The sequence below is a fragment of the Colwellia chukchiensis genome, from assembly GCF_002104455.1.
GTDB lineage: Bacteria > Pseudomonadota > Gammaproteobacteria > Enterobacterales > Alteromonadaceae > Cognaticolwellia > Cognaticolwellia chukchiensis.
In genome coordinates, this window is record NZ_NBOC01000001.1 from 620,878 (window position 1) to 642,703 (window position 21,826).

The 21,826-nt window shown below is 42.2% G+C and carries 15 protein-coding genes; 10 read left to right on the forward strand and 5 right to left on the reverse strand.

Going from position 1 to position 21,826, the window contains the following annotated elements:
* Positions 1-81: 81 nt before the first annotated feature.
* The 3 genes from B6K83_RS02820 to B6K83_RS18505 all read left to right on the forward strand — a co-directional run bounded on the left by B6K83_RS02820 (position 82) and on the right by B6K83_RS18505 (position 5,066).
* Positions 82-2,109 (forward strand): S9 family peptidase, encoded by a 2,028-nt coding sequence (locus B6K83_RS02820; RefSeq protein ID WP_085283306.1) that lies wholly within the window; start codon positions 82-84, stop codon positions 2,107-2,109.
* A gap of 201 nt (positions 2,110-2,310) precedes the next feature.
* On the forward strand, positions 2,311-3,756 hold the full coding sequence (locus tag B6K83_RS02825; RefSeq protein ID WP_085283001.1) for a DNA recombination protein RmuC: 1,446 nt from the start codon (positions 2,311-2,313) through the stop codon (positions 3,754-3,756).
* Positions 3,757-3,875: 119 nt separating this feature from the next.
* A complete protein-coding gene (locus tag B6K83_RS18505) occupies positions 3,876-5,066 on the forward strand; it encodes a GGDEF domain-containing protein (protein ID WP_085283003.1) in 1,191 nt (396 codons plus the stop codon).
* 78 nt (positions 5,067-5,144) lie between these two features.
* Here B6K83_RS18505 and B6K83_RS02835 read toward each other — a convergent pair whose 3' ends face one another.
* Entirely contained in the window at positions 5,145-6,482 is a 1,338-nt protein-coding gene (locus tag B6K83_RS02835; RefSeq protein ID WP_085283005.1) for a sodium-dependent transporter, read from the reverse strand.
* Between the two features lie 293 nt (positions 6,483-6,775).
* Between B6K83_RS02835 and speB the strand changes: the two genes are divergently transcribed.
* Both speB and B6K83_RS02845 read left to right on the forward strand, forming a co-directional pair.
* Positions 6,776-7,732: an agmatinase gene (gene speB, locus B6K83_RS02840; RefSeq protein ID WP_085283007.1), complete on the forward strand. Its 957-nt coding sequence runs from the start codon at positions 6,776-6,778 to the stop codon at positions 7,730-7,732.
* Between the two features lie 246 nt (positions 7,733-7,978).
* Entirely contained in the window at positions 7,979-8,662 is a 684-nt protein-coding gene (locus B6K83_RS02845) for a cytochrome b/b6 domain-containing protein (protein ID WP_085283009.1), read from the forward strand.
* Here B6K83_RS02845 and B6K83_RS02850 read toward each other — a convergent pair.
* Both B6K83_RS02850 and B6K83_RS02855 read right to left on the reverse strand, forming a co-directional pair.
* Positions 8,659-9,129 carry a c-type cytochrome gene (locus B6K83_RS02850; protein ID WP_085283011.1) on the reverse strand — a complete coding sequence of 157 codons (471 nt, stop codon included), beginning with the start codon at positions 9,127-9,129 and terminating at the stop codon, positions 8,659-8,661. The two genes, B6K83_RS02845 and B6K83_RS02850, sit on opposite strands and share 4 nt — an antisense overlap.
* Positions 9,130-9,306: 177 nt before the next feature.
* On the reverse strand, positions 9,307-10,212 hold the full coding sequence (locus tag B6K83_RS02855; RefSeq protein ID WP_092251214.1) for a LysR substrate-binding domain-containing protein: 906 nt from the start codon (positions 10,210-10,212) through the stop codon (positions 9,307-9,309).
* Positions 10,213-10,334: 122 nt separating this feature from the next.
* Here B6K83_RS02855 and B6K83_RS02860 point away from each other — a divergent pair, with 122 nt between their 5' ends.
* The 5 genes from B6K83_RS02860 to B6K83_RS02880 all read left to right on the forward strand — a co-directional run bounded on the left by B6K83_RS02860 (position 10,335) and on the right by B6K83_RS02880 (position 19,328).
* Positions 10,335-11,939, forward strand: a complete 1,605-nt coding sequence (locus tag B6K83_RS02860; protein ID WP_085283016.1) for a 5-guanidino-2-oxopentanoate decarboxylase — start codon at positions 10,335-10,337, stop codon at positions 11,937-11,939.
* Positions 11,940-12,137: 198 nt separating this feature from the next.
* Positions 12,138-14,534 (forward strand): TonB-dependent receptor, encoded by a 2,397-nt coding sequence (locus B6K83_RS02865; RefSeq protein WP_085283018.1) that lies wholly within the window; start codon positions 12,138-12,140, stop codon positions 14,532-14,534.
* A gap of 236 nt (positions 14,535-14,770) precedes the next feature.
* Positions 14,771-16,354 carry a tetratricopeptide repeat-containing sulfotransferase family protein gene (locus B6K83_RS02870; protein ID WP_085283020.1) on the forward strand — a complete coding sequence of 528 codons (1,584 nt, stop codon included), beginning with the start codon at positions 14,771-14,773 and terminating at the stop codon, positions 16,352-16,354.
* A 155-nt stretch (positions 16,355-16,509) separates the two neighbouring features.
* Positions 16,510-18,015 carry an aldehyde dehydrogenase family protein gene (locus B6K83_RS02875; protein ID WP_085283021.1) on the forward strand — a complete coding sequence of 502 codons (1,506 nt, stop codon included), beginning with the start codon at positions 16,510-16,512 and terminating at the stop codon, positions 18,013-18,015.
* A gap of 401 nt (positions 18,016-18,416) precedes the next feature.
* Positions 18,417-19,328 carry a sensor domain-containing diguanylate cyclase gene (locus B6K83_RS02880; RefSeq protein WP_085283023.1) on the forward strand — a complete coding sequence of 304 codons (912 nt, stop codon included), beginning with the start codon at positions 18,417-18,419 and terminating at the stop codon, positions 19,326-19,328.
* 208 nt (positions 19,329-19,536) lie between these two features.
* Here B6K83_RS02880 and B6K83_RS02885 read toward each other — a convergent pair whose 3' ends face one another.
* A complete protein-coding gene (locus tag B6K83_RS02885; RefSeq protein ID WP_085283025.1) occupies positions 19,537-19,860 on the reverse strand; it encodes a hypothetical protein in 324 nt (107 codons plus the stop codon).
* A gap of 563 nt (positions 19,861-20,423) precedes the next feature.
* Positions 20,424-21,677 (reverse strand): MFS transporter, encoded by a 1,254-nt coding sequence (locus B6K83_RS02890; RefSeq protein WP_085283027.1) that lies wholly within the window; start codon positions 21,675-21,677, stop codon positions 20,424-20,426.
* Positions 21,678-21,826 lie beyond the last annotated feature (149 nt).

Genomic DNA, 21,826 nt, shown 5'->3' on the forward strand with positions numbered 1-21,826 from the left:
ATCGTTGTTAAATAAACGCCCAAACGGGCGTTTTTTAAAGACATAATCATAAAAAAGAAGGATGTTATGAAACAAAAACTGATGAAACTAGCCGCGGCAGGTATGTTAGCATTTGCCAGTATGTCGCTAGTCGCCAAAGACCACAAACCGCAAGTTCTCGATGTAAATGCCTTGACAGAGCTTAATCAAATTCACGACTTTATCGTTTCTCCTCAAGGCGATAGCTTTATATACCGCTTAGCAAAGGGGATAAACTCAGCTGATAATCATTTATACCTTCAACAGGTTAATAGCAAGCAAGCGCAACAATTAACGAGTCATGAAAGTGCCGCAACTAATGTGGTGTATGCGGCTGATGGTCATAGCATTTATTTTTTGTCAGCGCGCAGTGGTAGCTCACAAATATGGCAATTGCCGTTAACGGGTGGCGAAGCAAAGCAAATATCAGATTTGCCAATCGGCATTAATGGTTTTGCGGTTTCTAAAGATGGCCAGCGCTTTGCGCTTGAATTAACGGTATTACCTGGCTGTGAAACATTGCAGTGTACCCTAGATGCGCAGGCACTTGACGCTAAGCAAAAGCATAATGTTCGCGTTTATGATCAACTTATGGTGCGACATTGGGATGTGTGGAATACAGCCTACAAGTCTCATCTATTTATCGCTGAGCGTGCAGAGCAAGGCGCGTTTGTGCACGCAACTGACCTTATGCCTGACTGGCAAGGTGATATTGTTGGTGCCAGTGAGATCAGCTTTCATCCCAATGGGCAGCGCTTAAGTTTCTCCGCCAAATACCCGAGTACAACGGAAGCTTGGACCACTAACTTTGATATTTTTGAGGTGGATTTAAGCAACCATACGCTAAGCAATCTCACCGCAGAAAATACCGCTTGGGATGCCAAGCCGGTATATTCGCCTAATGGTCGTTATTTAGCTTATAAAGCCATGTCAGTACCTGGCTATGAGTCGGACAAATTTACCTTGATGATCCGTGACAACCAAACTGGTAAAACTCGCGCCATCGCTAAAAACTGGGATCGTTCAGTAAGCGAGCTCGTATTTGCCAATGACAGCCGCACGTTAATTGTCACCGCTTACGATGTTGGGCAAAAAAGTATATTCGAAATCAATGCCGAGTTTGGCGATGTACGCCGGATTTTTAATGATGGAACGGCAGGTAAAATAGCGGTAACTGCAGATAAAATCTTTTTTACGCGCCATGCGCTCGATGCTCCAACAGATATCTATAGTATTACGCGCGATAGCCAACAAGTTGTGCAACACACCCAAGTAAATGCACAGCAGTTAGCCAATGTTACATTAGCTGAATTTGAGCAATTTAGTTTTCAAGGTTGGAACAACGAAGACGTTTATGGCTATTGGCTTAAACCGGCCAACTTTACAGCAGGTAAAAAATACCCCATCGCTTATCTTGTCCATGGTGGTCCACAAGGTAGTTTCGGCAATATGTTCCACTACCGTTGGAATGCACAACTTTGGGCAGCACAAGGCTATGCGGTAGTGATGGTCGACTTTCACGGCTCTATCGGTTATGGCCAAGACTTTACCGACTCAATTGCCCGTGACTGGGGTGGCAAGCCATTGGAAGACTTACAAAAAGGTTTTCAGGCCATCACTAAGCAGCAACCCTGGATGGATGCGAGCAATGCCTGCGCATTAGGTGCGTCTTATGGTGGTTATATGATGAACTGGTTCCAAGGCAAGTGGTCTGACGGCTTTAACTGCATTGTTAATCATGCTGGTTTATATGATATGCCTAGCTTTTATAGTTCAACCGAAGAGTTATGGTTTCCAGAGCACGACTTAGGTGGACCCGTTTGGGATGGCAGTGAAGATTATAATAAGTTTAATCCTGCAGCCTTTGTTAAAAGCTGGCAAACACCTATGCTAGTGATCCAAGGAGAACTGGATTTTCGGGTGCCTTATGCGCAAAGTCTTGGCGCTTTTACCGCACTGCAACGCCAAGGTATTGCAAGCCGTTTAGTGGTGTTTCCTGATGAAGATCATCATATTCGCAAACCTGCTAACTTAATTGTTTGGTACCAAGAGGTGTTTGCTTGGATGAAAAAATATACCCAGTCCAAGTAGTATCTTGAAGAAAAACCCAAAGATGATAAAAACAGCAGTACCGGTATCTGGGCTGCTGTTTTTTATTTTAGGCTTTTATTTTAGACATTGTAGCGCTCGCTTTGCACGGTAAAAATTGTCGGCTTAGTTAAGAAAACCATTAACCTTATCAATAAAATATGCTCTAATAACTGTTAATAATCACAGTATTATGGCAGCGCAATGAACTTCTTATCGCAACTTTCTTGGTTAAATTTAACTAACTTTTCAACTATAGCGGCAGTGATATTGGCGTTATTACTCTGCCTAGTGATCGCGACGCTAAGCTTGCTACGCCAACTAAGGCGCAGCCGAGAAGATAATGCAAATCAGCAGCAAGTGTTGCAACAACTGGCTGAAAAAGTCAGCTTAAGTTATGAGCTTAATGTCAATAACCAACAACAGTTGCAACAACAATTACAGCTAAATCATCAGCAGTTAGCCAACCAACAACATGAGCTAAAAAGCTATTTTGAACAACAAATAGCCGACTTTAAATTAAAGCTACTGCGTCAACATGGTGAGCAAGGCGAGAAGCAAGCCCAGCAACTTTTTAGCCATAACGAGCAGCTTAACGCGACGTTGCACCAACATCATCTTGCGGTAAATGAGCAGCAAAACAAAGTGGCCGAGCAACTGATGACACAATTAAATAGCACCGCCAAGCTTGGCCGCGAAGAAATGGCAAAGTCACTGCAAGCAGCTAGTGAGCAAATGACGACCAGAATCGACAGTTTAACCACGGCAACCGATAGTCGTTTAAAAGATATTAGTACTCAGGTGGAGAAACGCTTAGCTGATGGCTTTGAAAAAACCACGAAAACTTTTAATGATATTTTACAGCGCTTAGCGCTAATTGATGATGCCCAGAAAAAAATTACTGAATTGTCGAGCAATGTGGTTAGTTTACAAGAAGTGTTAGCCGATAAACGCTCGCGAGGGGCATTTGGTGAAGTGCAGCTTAATAGTTTAATTCGTAATGTTTTACCTGAGCAGCATTTTGCACTACAACATACCTTATCAAACGGTAAAATTGCCGACTGCATTTTGTTTTTGCCTGCGCCCACGGGCAATGTGGTAGTGGACGCTAAATTTCCGTTAGAAAGCTATAAAACCATGGCGGACAACAGCTTAGCTAAACTTGAGCGGAAAGCAGCCGAGCGACAATTTAAGCAAGATATAAAAAAACACATTAATGACATCAGCGATAAATATTTAATTGAAAAAGAAACAGCTGATGGCGCCGTGATGTTTATTCCGGCAGAAGCGATTTTTGCTGAAATTCACGCCCATCACAGTGACTTGGTGGACTATGCCAATAAAAAACGGGTGTGGCTGGCGTCACCAACGACCCTGATGGCGATTTTAACCACTGCACGTTCGGTATTAAAAGATGAGGCAACCCGCAAGCAAATTCATGTTATTCAAGCGCATTTGTCACATTTATCTGCTGACTTTGCCCGCTTTAAAGGCCGCTTTGCTAATTTAGCCAAGCATATTGACCAAGCGGCAAACGATGTAAAACAAATTCATACCTCAGCAGACAAAATTAGTAGTCGTTTTGATAAAATAGAGCAGGTAGAATTGACGCTGGAAGAAAAAGCAACCCTCGCACTTAGCGCAGATTAACGGATGGTTATGGTATGGGGTAGTGCGGCATTATTGACTGACGCAACTCATTACCGCGGCGTAAATTAAGCGTTTTAATTTTGTGTTAGCTTGGTCAATATTTTAGTTTGGAGTTATACGTGAGCTTTTCGTTTAGCGCTTTAAAAAACAATCTGGTTAGTCTCACCTTGCTTGTGATAACGCTTATCGCTTTTCAGCATTATCAAAGCCTCTGGCTATTAAAGCTAGAGCTTATCGAACAACTACTTTATGGCTTATTTAGCATTACCATTTTACTGACCAGTTATTTTAATCGCAGTCGTTTAGCCATTGCTGCGCTCCTTTTTTTCACTTATTACCTCGCGCTTGTTAAACCACTCCCTTGGCAAGCTTGGTTACAGTTGCATCCGCAATGGCTTGTGTTGACGGGGGCGATTGCGTTATCAACGCTTGCGTTATTGCAAGATCGCGCGTTGTTGTCAATTCATGGCTTTTATCGCATTTTGTTATTAATTGGCTTGGGTGGGCTTAGCTACCTGTGGCTGCAACAAACAGAGCATATATCGCTATGGTTTGCAGCTACGCCTTGGTTAGCCCCTTGGCAAGAGCACCTTGCAGTAGAATTGCCGCTGCTGCTAGCAAGTATCATGATTTTTTGGCGCAGCTTGTCACAGCAAAGCTTAGTAACAGCGGCACTCATGTTTAGTTACTGTCTTTGGTTAGGGCAGTATTATCAACTTATCCAGCTGCCTTGGTCGTTATTATTAACCTTGTTATTGACTTATTATGTGGCTGTGGTGTTGATAGACTCTTATTTTTTGGCATATCGTGATGAGCTAACGGGGCTACCGTCACGCCGAGCATTGAATCAATATGCCTTGTCGTTAGGGCGAAAATATAGCCTTGCGATGCTTGATATTGACCACTTTAAAAAGTTTAACGACAGCTATGGTCATGACATTGGTGATCAGGTCTTAAAGTTGGTTGCCAGCAAGCTGGCACAAGTAAATGGCGGCGGCAAAGTGTTTCGCTATGGTGGTGAAGAATTTACCATAGTCTTTGCAAGGAAAACCGCTGAACAAGCGTTGCCGGCGTTAGAGGCAGTCAGGCAAACGGTGGCTGATTACAAGATGGTTATCCGCCAAGCACAACGCAGCAATAAAAAAGCGCGCACGGGTAAAAAAAATAGCACGATGAAAACCGTCAGTGTCACTATATCAATCGGTGTGGCTGAGCGGGGTGCAAAACAAAGTTTTGAACAAAGCTTAAAAGTCGCGGATCAGGCCTTGTATCGGGCTAAAAAAGCCGGTCGTAACCAAGTTTGTCGTTAACTCAATGCTTATAATAATTGCCAACAAAGTTGAACTCGGCATTACGAGTGCGGCGCTGACTTTTCGCTAATACGGGTACTAATTTAAAATGGCAACATTGACAAATACTACCGTTAATAACAGCGGACAAACATAGCGAATATAGTTGCCCCACAGCGGCAACCACTTTCTTCCTTGCTGCAAGGCACTATCTCGCAGCTTATTACCACGGCGCCATAACCAACCCACAACAATGAAGTAAAATAAACAGCTCAGTGGTTGCAGCATAGTGGTTAATAAGCGAATAACTAAGCCAAATAAGCTATCAAAAAAAGCAATGATGGTCATACTGGCAGTTAAAACCACTGCCGAAACCAACCACGTGGCTTTTTCACGGCTAAGTTTTTTAGCTTCGACTAAATAAGACACCGGCACTTCGGTAGAAGATATGGTCGAGGTAAGAGCGGCAATGGATAGCAATAAGAAAAAACTCATGGCAACAAGCAGTCCCACGGTACCCATAGAGTTAAATAGCTCAGGTAAAATATTAAATATAAGCTGAGCTTCACCGATCAGCTTACCATCTTGAAACACTTGCTGTCCGGCAGCTTGGGCGACATAAAGTGCTGGAATAATTAATAATCCCGCCATAAAGGCGATAAAAGTATCAAGCGCGGTAATAGAAACCGCCAATTTACCAATATCGCGATCTTTTTTCATATAGGAGCCATAAACCATCATACCGCCGACACCAATCGACAAGGAGAAAAATGCTTGTCCCATGGCAGAGATAATGAGTTTAGGGTTGGTCACTTGTGTGAAGTCGGGTATTAAATAAACTTTTAAGCCTTGTGCCGCGCCAGGTTGCTGTAAAATATAGCTAATGAGTAACACTAGCATCATAAGTAAAATCGGCATCAGTCGCGCCGACCATTTTTCAATACCGGCATTGACGCCTTGATGAATAATGGCGGCGCCAAGTAAGATAAACAATGGCGTAAACATTAAGTTTCTTGTGGTACTTGAGGTGGCTAACCACGTTGCTGCGTCAGTATAGCCAATGAGCTCGGCTAGCGGCGATAAGGCATGCGCTAGCATCCAACCCGCCACTATCGTATAAAAGCTCAGCATCATCACAGCGCCACATAAACCAATTAAACCGGCAAACTTACCGAGTTTAGGGGCAGTATCAGAACAAGCATCTTCTAAGGCAGATACCGGATTTTTTTGAGCTTGATTACCGATATACACTTCTGCATAAAGTGCGGGTAAGGCCAGCAACAGGGTAACGATTAAATAAACAAATAAAAAAGCGCCACCGCCATTATTAGCCGCTTGGGTTGGAAAGCCCCAAATATTGCCTAAGCCTATGGCAGAACCTGCGGCAGCAAGTACAAAGCCTATTCTGGAGTGAAACGAATCTCTGGTATTGCTCATAAATGATAATTATTATTGTTGTTAAAAACTTTGCTCTGAGCTTACCTAGTTAAGACACGTTAGCAAAGCACTTTTCTCTTTTTGTTGCCAAGATTGCGGTTTTTACGCTTATTCCCCATCTGGGGAATAAACAAAGTACAGTGAGCGTGCTACTTTGGCTAAAATTTAACATTGCGCTGGTGAGCAATTTAAGGTCGATGTTAGGTTGTTGTGCGGGCTAATCACTTTTGATGAGCAATTTGCAAAGCGAAAAAATAATCGAGTGTAGCGAGTGAATATTAAAGAGGTAAGATATGAGCGAAGAAAAATTTAATCAGCCTTTGGGTGGTAATCAAATGCCACGTTTTTCCGGCCCAGGTACTATGTTTCGTTTACCTAGCAGTGAAATAACGAGCGATGTTGAAGTGGGAATTATCGGTGTCGGGCTTGATATCGGTGCCAGTAATCGCAGTGGTACACGATTTGGTCCGCGCGCTGTACGCAATGAGTCGGTTTTAGTGCGTCCTTATGGCATGTATACCAAGGCGGCACCATTTGACAGCTTTCAAGTGGCAGATTTAGGTGATGTCGCCATCAATACCTTTAGTCTTGCTGACTCGATTAAGATCATAGAGCAGCACTATGACAAAGTTATGGCAAGTAATATTAAACCGATAACCGTGGGCGGCGATCACACCATCAGTTTACCCATTTTGCGGGCCTTGCATAAAAAACACGGTAAAATGGCGTTAGTACATGTGGATGCTCATGCAGATATTAATGACACCATGTTTGGTGAGAAAGAGTGCCATGGCACTATTTTTCGACGTGCCATTGAAGAGGGCTTAGTCGATCCAAACAAAATGATACAAATTGGTCAACGGGCCACGGGATATAGTTCAGCAGATTTTCAATGGGCCATTGATCGTGGTGTGCGGGTAATTCAAGCTGAAGAGTGTTGGTTTAAATCGTTAACGCCTTTAATGGCAAAAGTACGTAAACAAATTGGTGATAGTATGCCAAGTTATTTAACATTTGATATTGATGGCATAGACCCCGCTTTTGCCCCAGGCACAGGTACACCTGAGCCGGCTGGTTTAACATCGTCGCAAGCACTGGAAATTATTCGTGGTATGTATGGTACGAATTTAATCGGTGCTGATCTCGTTGAGGTTTCGCCACCTTATGATAGCTCAGGCAATACCTCGTTGTTAGCGGCAAATTTAATTTTTGAAATGCTCTGCAGTTTACCAGGCTGTATACGTCGATAAGTGTTTGACAACCCGCCATAGTAGTCAAAGTGCTTTAGGGTTATGATCAGCTTAAGCACTTGGCAACCGAACTAACGCTAGCTTGCAACCCAAGGGCACGCTAGCTTAACGTAACTCAGCTTTACCCCAGACAACTGGGCATGCATTACGCCCGTAGCACCAACAAACTTTAACAAAAATCCCTACTTAAGCGCGCCGATATTGATATAATAGCTTAACCTATAACTTGACGAGTAAAGCGAAACTATGCACTTAATTTGGGATCTACCGCTACGGCTATTTCATTGGTTACTGGTGTTAAGCATAGCGGCCTCTTGGTATACATCAAAACAAGATAATGGTTTGATTGATTATCATTTATTGACCGGTTATTTTACCTTAGGCTTGATTGTTTTTAGGCTATTGTGGGGCTTTTTTGGCACCACGCACGCTAAATTTCGTAACTTTATACCCAGCTTTAAAAAGGTTAGTGCTTATATTCGCCACTTTAACAGTGACGCGCCCGAGCATTACCCAGGTCACAATCCACTCGGCAGTTTAATGGTGTTTTTTATGCTTGCGGTCATATTGTTGCAAGCGGTGAGTGGCTTATTTATGAACGATGAGATTTTTACCAGTGGACCCTATTCTGGCGCTATTAATGGCAAGTTAGAAGCTATTTTTATTACCATTCATCGTCATGGTTTTGATTATATTTTAGCGGCCATTGCCTTACATGTTTTCGCGGTGCTTTATTATGTTTCGGTGAAAAAACAAGCCTTGATTTCGGCCATTATTACCGGTAAAAAATCTGCACAAGTGGTCAATAAAAAGGATAGCATCAGCCGTTCAAAACTTGGCTTAGCTATCCTAATATCGCTACTTGTAGCGGCTTTTGTTTATTGGTTAGTGGTGATTAACGCACCTGTAATTGAAGACTATTACTATTAGTCCGCTTTATAATCGTCGTGACAACCGCCACAGGTTTTACCAACACCTGCAATGGCTTTTTTAATGGCAGACTCGTCAGCCGTTTTAGCGGTCATTTGTAAATGTGCTGACGCTTTGCTTAGGGCATTAATGCGCTTAGTAAACGCTTTAGGCTCTTGCCAAATTTTAGCTAATGCATCGCTTTTAACGTTAAAGCCTGAGGTATCGGTTTTGGTGTAGTCAGCAATCATTAATGACAACTGGTTAATTCTTGTAGCATTTTTTTCTACCACTTTAGCATCCAAAGCAATACGTCCTTTTGCCATCGCCCCTAAAGGGCCCATATTAGAGCCAAGTAAGGTAAATACGGCTTGGCGATTTTTTGTTGCTTTTTCCGCGTGATCTAATGACTTGGCGCTATCGGCCATAACAGACGTTGCGGTCAAAATTGCCGCTGAAGTTAAAATTGCTTTTGTCAAATAATTCATGTTATTCCTTATTACTTAGATTAAATTATCAAGCACAGCCCATAAGCTTATCTGTATCTTGCTTATAAATATAGTTTTTAACGCTTTAAAAGTGTCGCGCTTTCAGTAGCCATGGCATTGTATATCAGGATTTTAGTGGCTGGCCAGTCGTCACATCAAGCGCTCTGATTTGGTTGTTTACGTTATGGTGGCTAAGGTCAGGAGCCAGCGAGTAAAGTGCTGCACCGCGATATCATCGATAACTGATTTTGGGGATACCACATAGTACTTGTCGTTACTGATCAGCGCTTTTGGACACGCAAGTACTAAACTGCCTTCGGCCAGTTCATTTTGAACAAAGTAACGTGGCACTATAGTGAGGCCTAATTTATGTTTTGCGGCATCAACAATTAAGCGAAAATATTCAAAGTTTGGCCCAGGTATAGCGGCAATTTCTTGCTCTGTCAGTCCCGCGGCTTTAAGCCAACACTGAGTACTAGACGAGTACGAAGAATGATGAATCATTGGATAGTTTAATACATCACGAAACTCTGTTACGGGTCCAAATTTGTCTAAAACCTCGGGTGAACAAACGGCCACTAACTCTTCAGACATTAAAGGTTGTTTAGTAAACTCAGGCCAATTGCCGTCACCAAAAAGTACCCCAACATCATAGCCTTTGCGGTCTTTATAAATCTGCGTAATGTCTGTCACCATTTCAATTTCAATCTCAGGATAAAGTGCTTGAAATTCACTTAGCTTTGGAATTAACCATTTAGTGGTCAGGGCATCTTCAATGCCCACCACTATATGCCCAGCATGATTGTTTTGAATGTTGCGGGTTGCCAAATCCAGTTTATCGAGAATTTCCGTGATCTGTTTTTGGTAGGTTAAGCCGGCATCAGTGATATAAACCCGTTGGTTGACACGCTTAAACAGCGTTTGCCCCAGTTGTAACTCCAGCTTTTTTATTTGCCGGCTAATGGCACTTTGTGTCAAGCAAAGTTCTTCACCTGCTTTGGTTATGCTTTGGTGTCTCGCTGCACTTTCGAAACAGTTTAACGCGACGATAGAGGGTAAACGCCGCAGTCGACTCGCTTTCATGACTTAATGACTTTTTGGAATGATGTGATGAGGATATGTAAATTTAATCTCAGTTGCAAGCCGTATAATCTAAATTCAAGACATCGATTAGATACAAATTTGCGTAAAGGTAATAAAAATTTATGGCTACATGTGGTGAAGTATTAGTAAACATATTAGAGAACTATGGGGTTGATACGGTTTTTGGTATCCCAGGTTTTCATACTATTGAGTTATACCGCGGCTTACCTAACTCAAACATTACACATATCACGCCTCGTCATGAGCAAGGTGCCGGTTTTATGGCAGATGGCTATGCTCGAGTGACGGGTAAGGCAGGTGTATGTTTTATCATTACTGGCCCGGGTATGACCAATATTGCCACGGCCATGGGACAAGCGATGCAAGACTCGGTACCTATGTTGGTGATCTCTTCGGTTAATCGCACCGAGCACTTAGGAATGGGAGAAGGGCGTTTACATGAGTTGCCTGATCAAAGTGCATTATTAAAGCAAGTGTCGGTTTTTAGCCATCGAGTTACCCACGTTGAGCAATTACCCAAAGTATTAGCACGCGCTTTTACGGTTTTTAGCAGTGCTCGTCCAGGACCGGTACATATTGAATTACCCATTGATGTCATCACAGCCCAAGCTGATCAGCTTGATATTGATGCCTTTGCTATCACACCGGCACCAGCGCCAGCGCCGTCTGCCGTTACTGAAGCCGTTGCTTTACTTAGCGCTGCAAAGCGACCTTTAATCGTGGTTGGTGGCGGCGCAGCTAATGCTTCTGCAGAAGTTGTTGCACTTGCTGAAAAAGTCAATGCACCTGTGATCAATACGGTTAATGGTAAAGGCATTATGCCGATTAGCCATCCGTTGGCGGTTGGTTGCTCAGGCTCATGTGCCATTATTCGTCAAGAGATGAAAGAAGCTGATGTCGTGCTGGCGGTTGGTACTGAGTTTAGTGAGACAGATTACGACTTCTTCTTAGTGGGCGAAATTGAAATGAATGGCAAGTTAATTCGTATCGATATTGATGGCGACCAACTTAGCCGTAATGTTAAGCCAAGCTTAGCCATTTTAAGTGACGCTAGTTTTGCCTTGGCAGCGATAAATACTGCGTTAGTTATTGAGCACCCCTTACAAGATGGCAAACAAAGAGCAAAACAACTGCAAGAAATTGCTCGTAGCGTTACAACGAACGCTAAATATGACGACTTCTTTGCCACTATTAAGCAAGCGTTACCCGAGGTGGTTATTGTTGGTGACTCCACGCAACCTGTGTACTACGCGCTAACGCATTACGAAACTGACGCGCCGCGACGCTATTTTCATTCCGCCAGTGGCTTTGGCACCTTAGGTTATGCCATTCCGGCAGCGATCGGCGCCAAATTGGGTCAAGCGAATAGCCCGGTGGTGGCACTGATTGGCGATGGGGCGGCACAATTTACCATTGGCGAATTAGCTAGCGCCGTTGAAGCCGAGCTGTCAGTGACCTTCCTTATTTGGAATAACCAAGGTTACGGTGAAATTAGTCACTTTATGGATGATGCCAAAATTGCTCGTATCGGCGTTGATATTTATACCCCTGATTTTATGAAAATTGCCGACGGCTTCGGCTGTGCAACGGCTAGAGCGCGCAACCATGAGGAATTACAAGCCGCGTTGATAGCCGCTAATAAACTGAGTGGTCCGAGCGTTATTGAAGTGATGGAAGACGACTTCGTTGATGGCTATCCCTATTAATTCAGGTGTAAACAATAAGTAACTAACAGGTGAAATAACAGCAAAAAGGCGGGGAAAGGTAAAAAATAACAATATAAAAATAACAACATAAAAATAATGAGAAAAAAGTATCGCTAGCAAAATGAATAGGGTAATAAAGGCTTTTTCGTTGTTCAGCGGTGGGTTCTTAGTAGATAGGTTAAAATTAGGAAAATAATAATGTTTAAAAAAACAAAATTAGCACTATTGGTTTCAGCGGCTTGTATGACGTTACCTACCGCTATTCAGGCTGCGGAAACAAAGGCAGAATCAGCAACATCAAAAAACGAAAATAAAGCCAATAAAGTAGAGCGTATTATGGTTACGGCAAGTCGCCGCTCCACGAGCTTAGCTGAGGTGCCTTACAACATCAGTGCTTTAGATTCCAATTACTTAGATAAAGCGGGTATTACTGACTTTACGAAACTAACGCGTAATATTCCAGGCTTAGTGTTTAGTGATACAGGCCCGCGTAGTAACGGTATCAGTAATGGTTTAATCATGCGCGGTATGAATGCGCAACCCGTTGGCTCAGAAGACTCTTATCGCTCATCGTCACCGGCAGTTTCTGTTTACGTTGGTGAAACGCCACTGTTTGTTAACTTAAACATGCGCGATATTAACCGTGTTGAAGTACTGCGCGGCCCACAAGGTACTTTATATGGCTCAGGTTCGTTAGGCGGCACCCTGCGTTATATTCAAAATCAGGCCAGCACCGAAGGCCTTGAAGGTCATATAGCCGCAAAACTGTCGCAAACAGATGGTGCCGGTGATTTTAATACCGATACTGAGTTTATGGTGAACGTGCCATTGTCTGATACTTTTGCGGTACGATTTGTTGGCGCCTATGTTGACAACTCAGGTTTTATCGATGCGCATGCATTGGAGCGCCTTGATGCTAACAATCAACCTACAGGTGAAGTTTACAGTGCAAAAGATGTCAATGACAACCAGTTAGGATACGCGCGTTTTGCTGCTTCTTGGGAAGCCAGTGACGACGTTAGTATTAACTTTAATTATCAACAACAATCTGATGATGTTGGTGGTCGACAGGCGTATGCAAAAAGTGTTGGCCTATATCAAACCGGTATAAAGCAAAGTGAGCCACTAAGCTCAGACGTGAAAATTGCCGCATTAGATATAGAAGTAGACTTAGGCTTTGCCAGCTTTACCTCGTCGTCATCGGTTTATAAGAATGAAGCGGATGGTATTTCAGATATTAGCCATGATTACCCGTCAGAAGGTTTTTGGAGCTATTACGAAGGTATTCCACGTGAAATTGTCACCAGCACTAGACACTATCAAACCGATGCCTTTGTACAAGAGTTACGTTTAGTGTCTGAAGGTGCAGACAGTCTAGACTGGGTTGTTGGCGCGTATTATTCATCATGGCACGGTGCCTCTGGTCAATTTGATACTATTATCGGCTTAGATAACTTCTTTGGTATTACTAACCCACAAGCGCCGGATTTAAATTATTCTAACGTGCAAAAAGACAGTTTTTCTGATGCGGCAATTTTTGGTGAGTTGACCTACCATGTTTCTGATGATTGGCAAATGACCTTTGGCGCAAGGTTCTTTGAACAAGAGTTTGAGTCTTATCAACGCACAACTTTACCTTCTTGTGGGATTTATTGTGGTGAAGGTGAGTTAGGTTTAAGCGAAGCGTCAGCGATTGATAAAGTTAGCGATCAAATTTTTAAATTTAATACCTCATACGATATTTCAGCCGACATGATGGTATACATGACCTTATCAGAAGGTTTTCGTCATGGTGGTACCAATGGTTTACCCATTGATAATGCTGATACCGATGCTATCGAGGGCGGTGTCTATGCAAACCATGCTAGCTTAAGAACCTTTGCGCCTGATAAAGCCACCAACTTTGAAGTGGGTATGAAAGGGTTTGCCTTTGATGAGTTGCTTGAATATACCGTTGCCGCCTTTACCATTGACTGGGATGATAACCAAGTACTGCAGCGTTCACCTATTGGCGGCTTCCCGATTGTTTATAACTTAGGTGCGTCGAAGAGCCAAGGTGTTGAGCTAGAATCAAAATTCCATTTTAGCTCAGATCTTAAGCTATCGTTGGGCTATACCTATGTGTCAGCAAAAACTACGGGTAATACCGCAGGGTTGCCGGACTTAGACGGAAATCCAACGCTGTTTATTGACAAAGATGCAGACTTACCTGGTGTTCCTAACCATTCAATTACCGCCGCATTAGATTATTCGTTTGTGCTTGCTGATGAATATGAAATGTCTTATCGTTTAGGGGGCTTTTATAAAGGTGGCTTTAATACAGACTTTAATGAAGGTGCACTTAACTATGACGAAGTCGACAGTCAAACCATATTTGATACCACGTTAAGCATGTACATCGAGCAGTGGCAGGTATCGTTATTTGTTAATAACTTATTTAACTCAACCGACTCAACCTTGGAGTTAGGTAATCGTCCTTATATGAGCTACTCAGGGCAACTTGATCCACAAAGACGACTACAAAATGGTGACTTAAGTTATGTCGTACGTCCACGCACCATAGGGTTAAGTGTTAAATATAGTTTTGATATGTAAGAGACATATCGCAAATACTCAGTGGGCTTAATCGCCCACTTTACTTTTTATACACGGACAATAAATGCTTATGTTTCAGCGCGTAGTGTTAAAGTATTGTTCAAAAAGCTTGAGAGTCTTGTGTGCTTTTAGCACCAAAAAATATAAGTCACATTGTCAAGGTCAGACATTAATTAACTAGCACGGCATCGCTTGAGCTTTATCCGGTGCAATAAACATTTTAAAAGAGTTAAGCCATGGCAGATAAGTCACGTTATCAATCTATTCTTGCATTACTCAATAAACAACAATTTGCAGAAGCCTATGCGCCAATGAAAGCCCTTGTCAGCGACTTTCCAGAGCAAGCAGAGTATTGGCATTTAATGAGTGTTATTTTATTAGCGCTAGGCCAAGCTGCCGGCGCTATTGAGTGCGCAGAAAAAGCACTAAATTTAGCAGAGAACGTCCCTGATTATGCCTTGCAGTTAGCCTCGGCATTAGCAAAAGGCTTACAGCTTAGCAAGGCAAAAACCTTGGCAAACAAGGTGGTGGATATGCCGGCTAAAACCGCCTTTCATTGGGATAAATTGGGGACCTTATTTAGCGCTATGTCTGAACATAAAAAAGCGCTAAAAATGTATCAGCAAGCGGTTGCAATGGCGCCACAGCGCAGTGACTTTTTATTTAACTTAGCTACCGCATTACGCAGCAATGGTGACTTAAAGGCAGCTGAGCAGGCCTATGATCAGGTCATCAACATTAATCCCACTGATTATGAAGCTTACAATAACCGGAGTCATTTACGAAAACAAAGCCCAGACAATAATCATATAGATACCTTAAAAGCGCTGTTGACAAAGCGTTTTGATGACTGGCGTGATGAAGTTAAAATTTGCTTCGCTTTGGCGAAAGAGTGTGAAGATATCGCAGATTATGATGCTTCGTTTGCCTATTTGCAGCGAGGTTGTAATTTACGCCGTCAGCACAGTAATTATAATGTCGACAGTGAGTTACAAGCCATTGACCATATTATCAACACCTTTAGTCAGCAAGTTATTGCCGCAAGTAACAGCGTCAGTACCACTAGCGAGCCTATTTTTATTCTTGGTTTACCACGCACTGGCACTACCTTAGTTGAGCGTATTGTTGGTCACCATAGCCAAGTTGTTTCTGCAGGTGAGTTGAATCATTTCTCCGTTAACATGATCGAGTTAGTTAAAGATTTTGCGCGCCAGCAGCAACCGCCAATCGCCTTAGATAAATTGAGTTTGATCAGCAATTCTATTCACATTGATTTTACGCAACTGGCAGAAAACTATGTGCGCACTGTGCGGCCCTTAATCGGTGACAGTCAACATTTTATAGATAAACTGCCGCTAAACTATTTATATATCGGTTTGATCATGATGGCGTTTCCAAACGCGAAAATAATCCATTTAACCCGTGAACCCATGGATGCTTGTTATGCTATTTATAAAACCTTGTTTAAAGATGCATATCCGTTTTCTTATGATTTTGACGACTTAGCGCGCTATTACGCGGCGTACCAAAAGTTAATGGCGCATTGGCATCAGGTGTTACCTGGTAAAATACTGGACGTAAGTTATGAGCGTTTAGTTGAAAATCAGGCCGCAGAAAGTCGAAAAATTATGCAATATTGTCAATTGGCTTGGCAGGAGCAATGCTTAAATTTTCATGAAAATAGCCAGGCAAGTACTACGGCAAGTGCGGCGCAAATTCGCCAACCTATCTATAACAGCTCAGTGGAAAAATGGCGGCATTATCAGGTGCAATTACAACCATTGCGTGAGCTACTCAGGCGTCAGGGCGTGGTCTGCTGATGAAAAAGTTAAACATGGATGTTGCTTGGCGTTAGCGTGATTAACTCCGAAACAATTACTCATAAAATCGGTACATTTCTGGTACCAAGTTTGGTATTGCATCTTGTCATGATAAAAAGAGTGCAGTAAATATCGAATAACTAAAGGCAAATATAATGAATAAAGACCTACAGCATTTTATCACCCAATTTCCTGTCACTGAGCATACAAAGCGATTTCTTGCGCAAAAGCAGCAGATGTACATTGGTGGTGAGTTTTGCTCTGCACAAAGCGGTAACGTTTATGAGGTTATTGAACCTTGTACAGCCGGTTTGTTAGCACAAGTTCCCGATGCCAGTATTGCCGATGTTGACCTAGCGGTGGCTGCAGCAAAAAGCAGCTTTACTGATAGCCCATGGTCACGCATGAAGCCTAATGAAAGAGAGCGGTTATTATTGCGCTTAGCTGATGTAATTGAGCAGCACAGCCAAACCCTTGCTGAGCTCGAATCTCTTGATGCAGGTAAAGCCATTTCCGGTTGTAAAGCGGTTGATATTGATGGCTCTATTGATGTATTACGCTATATGGCGGGTTGGAGCACGAAAATAGCAGGTAGCACCAAAAATGTTTCGGTTGAAGGTGACCACTTCGCTTATACCTTAAAGCAACCAGTGGGAGTGGTCGCGGCTATAGTGCCCTGGAATTGGCCATTTACCATGGCTATTTGGAAGATGGCTGCACCGTTAGCCCTCGGTTGCACTATCGTTTTAAAGCCTTCACCGTTAACGCCGTTGAGCATGCTTTATTTTGCTGAGCTTTGTCAGCAAGCGGGCATACCGAAAGGGGTTGTTAATATTGTGACCGGCAGTAGCGTCGAGGTGGGCAGCCATTTAGTGTCACACCCAGATGTTGATAAAGTGTCATTTACCGGCTCAACGCAAGTGGGCAAATTAGTTGGGCAAGCGGCGATGCAAAATATTACCCCAGTGACGTTAGAGTTAGGCGGTAAATCGCCAATGGTGGTATTTAACGATGCCGATATTGATAAAGTTGTTGCGGCAACACAACAAAGTATTTTCTTTAATACTGGTCAAGTATGCAGTGCCGGATCGCGTTTATATGTACAAAAAGAGCTTTACCCACAAGTTGTTGATGCAGTGGTTCAGCGGGTACAGGCAATGAATATTGGTATGAGCTTAGACCCCAACTGTGACGTGGGGCCGGTGATCTCAAAAACTCAGCTTGATACGGTACTGAGCTATATTGAAAAAGGTAAACAAGAGGGCGCGAAGGTGGTTTGTGGTGGCGCAGCCCTTGACGGTCAAGGCTACTACCTACAACCCACGGTATTTGCCGATTGCCATAATGACATGGAGATTGTACAAAAAGAAATCTTTGGTCCAGTGCTGGTGGTTATTCCCTTTGATAGCGAAGAGCAAGCATTAAGCTTAGCCAATGATAATATTTATGGCTTAGCGGCGAGTGTGTTTACCCAAGATATCTCGCGCGCGCAGCGCATGATCAAAAACCTTGAAGCCGGCACTGTTTGGGTAAATACCCATGACTTAGTCGATAGCTGCACGCCATTTGGCGGCGTTAAGCAATCTGGTTTTGGTAAAGACTTAGGCGTTGAGCAATTAGCTTACTTCTTAAAAACTAAAGCCGTATGGATAGAAGTTTAACGATAAATAGTTCGCGATTAATTGATATAACGATAATCTGCTCATCTGATTTATCGTTAAAAATATCATCTTTAGTCTGATTCGTATCATAGCCTCGGGGAGAATTTTACCGCTAAGCTGATAAAAGCACAGACTAAGCCGACAATGAATGCACTCAATGTTTTATTGTCGGCTTTTATAACAAGCCTAGCATCAAAAACCGAAAACCAGCCAAGTAATGTACAGCTCGCCGTAACTTTTAATCTCTGTTATTCCCGCTATAAATGGCGCAACTCGCGGAAATTTGTTATTAATAAGTAATTAGTAGTTAGCATAATTACCCCGAAGGGGCGCTATTAAAAAAAGCAGCTGCGCTGTGAAGAAATCGACTCCCAATCTCTTGCTAATGTAAGTAAATAAAAATGAAAGACTCACATGAAGCTTTAAGCCTGATCCTTGACTCAATCACAGAGCATATTGTGGTTGTTGATGTCGCGGGTAAAATTCAGTACGCAAATAAAAGTTGGTCTAACTTTAGCGTCAATAATGCCTGTGATATGGGCAGCGATTGGCTGGGGGTTAATTACCTAGACGAGTGTGACAAAGCATCTAAAGTAGGCGATGACTTTGGCAGCCAAGCTGCAGTTGGCATTCGAAGTGTTATCAATAAAGAACAAGCGAAATTTTATTTTGAATACCCTTGTCATAGTCCAGATGAAAAACGATGGTTTATGATGCGTGTAACAGCAGTACAGATTAATCATGCCGACCACTTTGTCATTTCACATCAAAATATTACCGAACGAAAACTCGCTGAAGAAGCGGTGAGAGAGCAAGCGTGTATTGACGGGCTTACCGATATTGCTAATCGACGAACCTTTAATCAGTTTCTACAACAAGAATGGAGAAGGTGTGCTCGAGTGCAGCAGCCGATTAGTTTAGCTATCATGGATTTAGATCATTTTAAACTATTAAATGATACCTATGGCCATCAGGCTGGTGATGAGTGCTTAGTTAAGATTGGGGCATTATTAAAAGAATTTAACCAACGACCTGGTGATATATGCGCGCGCTATGGCGGTGAAGAATTTGCTTTAGTGTGGGGCAACACCTCGCTTGTCAATGCAAAACAGCTATGCCATAAACTCATCGAGGCAATCAATACGCTCAATATTGCCAATCAAAACTCACCCGTTAGCGACCATTTAACCGCAAGCATTGGCTTAGCCACTATGATACCTAAACAAGAGCAAGCTGAAAGCGCTTTGCTCACTAATGCAGATGTTATGCTTTATAAAGCAAAAGCAAATGGCAGAAATCGAGTGCAGAGCTAGCCAATTGTCTCGACAATTGTGCCGGTAAAATCGTCTATTTTTTGCTAATTAATTGCGACGCTAGGCGTTTAATGTCTGGTTATTACAACGCTGCAAACACAAAGAGCAACAGGAAAAACAAAAAAATGCGCTACTGAGTATCTTGCTAAGTAGCGCTAACGGAGTATGAGTTTTAAAATCAAAGGCTCTGACCCCGCAGATTCACTTGTTATATACCGTTGCTAGAAACAACGTGTTTTAGACCTTTGTATAGCAAGCGACCATTAAGCCATTTACTTAAATACTGCGAGACTAAAATACCAAAACCCAAAAATATTGTATTAATGATTAATGAAAAACCAATAATATAAGGTGGAATAATAGCAATTAACATTGCAGCCAATAGACTTACAATAAAATATAATGCTGATTTTCCAGAAAGCTTTTGATTGGTAAATACTTCATAACGAGCTTTCTCAAGTAAAACTTCTTGTTCTGAAATATCTAACGTCTTAATTTCAGCAAAGTAATTGATGTAATCGCTACTGCGCATGCTAATCCTTTTAGTTATATAACAATTTAATCGTGCGTGCATTGCCCATTCTTTTGCTCAAACATCGCGTATTTTAATAATTGCACTATTAATAACAAATCTAATAAATCTTAGCTAGCTAAAGCACTTATAAAAAATTTCTGAAATTTTTAGCCGACAAAAATGCGCATTTTACTGAATATAGGGGAAATGCAATGGCACTGTATATAAAACTAGCTACCCGTTTGTTTGGCTTCTTATCAATATGAAGTCGTGTTAATACTATTAGGCGAACGACCGCTCCGCTGGCTTTTGCGATTGTTAGGTTTGATTATAAATGATTGTTATCTGGGGCAGGTAAACTTTAACGACTAGCTAAGCTTCCATAGCCTAATAATGTCAATATTGGCAGGTAGTGGTGTGTCAGATACTTAGATTGAGCTAATACACATAAGTTAATAAGCATAAGCTAATTAAAAATAATCCATAATGTTTACTAGATAAAAAACGCTGCTTAACTCCATGCTAGGCAGCGTGACTATATAGACTATATATTAGTCAACCAGGGAAGGGGGCGCTAAAAGTTACACATTAGTGCTTAACAATTCAGACTTTTTTACTTTGGCTAACTCGCTGACTTTTTTTGCACTTGCTTTGTGGTGTCTCACCACTAACCAGAAAATAATAAAGCTGATCACTGTGGTGGCAAACGCCATCAAATAAACATAATTGTAATTATTATTAAACACTAAAACGCCAACCATCACCGGACCTAATGCGCCTCCGACTGATTGAAATGCTGGGATCATTGCCGCATATCGACCATCGGTATCGGTTTGGGTAACGGCAAGCAATTGGTAGGGTAAGCAAAAGTTCCAAACACTGGCAAAAATTAACGCGGCAAAAGAATAAACCCATTTATCGTCACTGACATACCACAAAAATAACGATAAAGTTGTCAGTAATATACCGATAAACATAGGTGAAATAATACCAAGTCTGTTGCCGACTTTCATGGCAATCGCCGCGCCAAGTGAACATAGGATTAATACCACGCCCAAAGTGATACCAATAAACTCTCCATCCATATTCTTACTATCACCAATACGCTCTAAAAATCCCCAGATACCGGTTTGACTCATAAAGTAAAACGCGATACCAAATAAGGCAAAAATGGCCCCAAGCGAGACGGGCGCTTGCTTTTTCGTGCTCGTGTTAAGCTCAGCACTTGCTTGCTGGCCCCTAGTATCAGTACTAGGAATCGTTTTAACAAATAATAAGGTTAAGGCAAACACACCGGCAATACTGTAAAGCAAACCAGAATAGCCGAAATCAGGCGTGATATAGACTTGTAATACATAGGTAACCGCACCTGCAATAAGCATTTGCAAAATGAGCCCTAAACTATAGGCTCTAGCTGGGTTTTTCATGCCACTAATACAACACATAACACAGGCTAAAGCCGCGCCACTTGCAAGACCGGTAATGGCAAGCAAGATTAAAAACATTAGGTAATTCGCAAAAGCGGCTAAGCATAATGAGATAACGGAAATAGCCGTTGCATAACCAATAACATGCTTCCAGTTTAATCGTCTAACCCAAAGCACACTGGAGAAATTTGCCACCACTTGCCCCGCTAAATAGACCGAGCCTAACAAACCAATTTGTTGCACTGAATAGCCTTTTAATTCAGCTGCCGAGCCTAAGACAATAAAGAGTACGTTATAAATAAGGTTGTTAATGGATAAAAATATTGTCACCCCAAGCAACATAGCAAGCGGATCTTTGAGCTTTTTATATTTATTTGAATTTTGCTTCTGATGTGATATTTCTTCCATTGTGATACCTAAAATAGTGGTTTATTGTCTGCGATGTCTAGGAGGAAATCTGGAGTCTAGCTCTGACTTGCCTCGTAGTGCATGGCCTGTTTTTATTATCTATAGCGCGACATTTTTGCCTGCTATTGTGTTCCATACTCAGCGTTTTA

Coding starts and splice junctions, on each gene's coding strand:
- B6K83_RS02820 (WP_085283306.1), top strand. CDS start 82: ATGAAACTAGCCGCGGCAGGTATGTTAGCATTTGCCAGTATGTCGCTA.
- B6K83_RS02825 (WP_085283001.1), top strand. CDS start 2,311: ATGAACTTCTTATCGCAACTTTCTTGGTTAAATTTAACTAACTTTTCA.
- B6K83_RS02835 (WP_085283005.1), bottom strand. CDS start 6,482: ATGAGCAATACCAGAGATTCGTTTCACTCCAGAATAGGCTTTGTACTT.
- speB (WP_085283007.1), top strand. CDS start 6,776: ATGAGCGAAGAAAAATTTAATCAGCCTTTGGGTGGTAATCAAATGCCA.
- B6K83_RS02845 (WP_085283009.1), top strand. CDS start 7,979: ATGCACTTAATTTGGGATCTACCGCTACGGCTATTTCATTGGTTACTG.
- B6K83_RS02850 (WP_085283011.1), bottom strand. CDS start 9,129: ATGAATTATTTGACAAAAGCAATTTTAACTTCAGCGGCAATTTTGACC.
- B6K83_RS02855 (WP_092251214.1), bottom strand. CDS start 10,212: ATGAAAGCGAGTCGACTGCGGCGTTTACCCTCTATCGTCGCGTTAAAC.
- B6K83_RS02860 (WP_085283016.1), top strand. CDS start 10,335: ATGGCTACATGTGGTGAAGTATTAGTAAACATATTAGAGAACTATGGG.
- B6K83_RS02865 (WP_085283018.1), top strand. CDS start 12,138: ATGTTTAAAAAAACAAAATTAGCACTATTGGTTTCAGCGGCTTGTATG.
- B6K83_RS02870 (WP_085283020.1), top strand. CDS start 14,771: ATGGCAGATAAGTCACGTTATCAATCTATTCTTGCATTACTCAATAAA.
- B6K83_RS02875 (WP_085283021.1), top strand. CDS start 16,510: ATGAATAAAGACCTACAGCATTTTATCACCCAATTTCCTGTCACTGAG.
- B6K83_RS02880 (WP_085283023.1), top strand. CDS start 18,417: ATGAAAGACTCACATGAAGCTTTAAGCCTGATCCTTGACTCAATCACA.
- B6K83_RS02885 (WP_085283025.1), bottom strand. CDS start 19,860: ATGCGCAGTAGCGATTACATCAATTACTTTGCTGAAATTAAGACGTTA.
- B6K83_RS02890 (WP_085283027.1), bottom strand. CDS start 21,677: ATGGAAGAAATATCACATCAGAAGCAAAATTCAAATAAATATAAAAAG.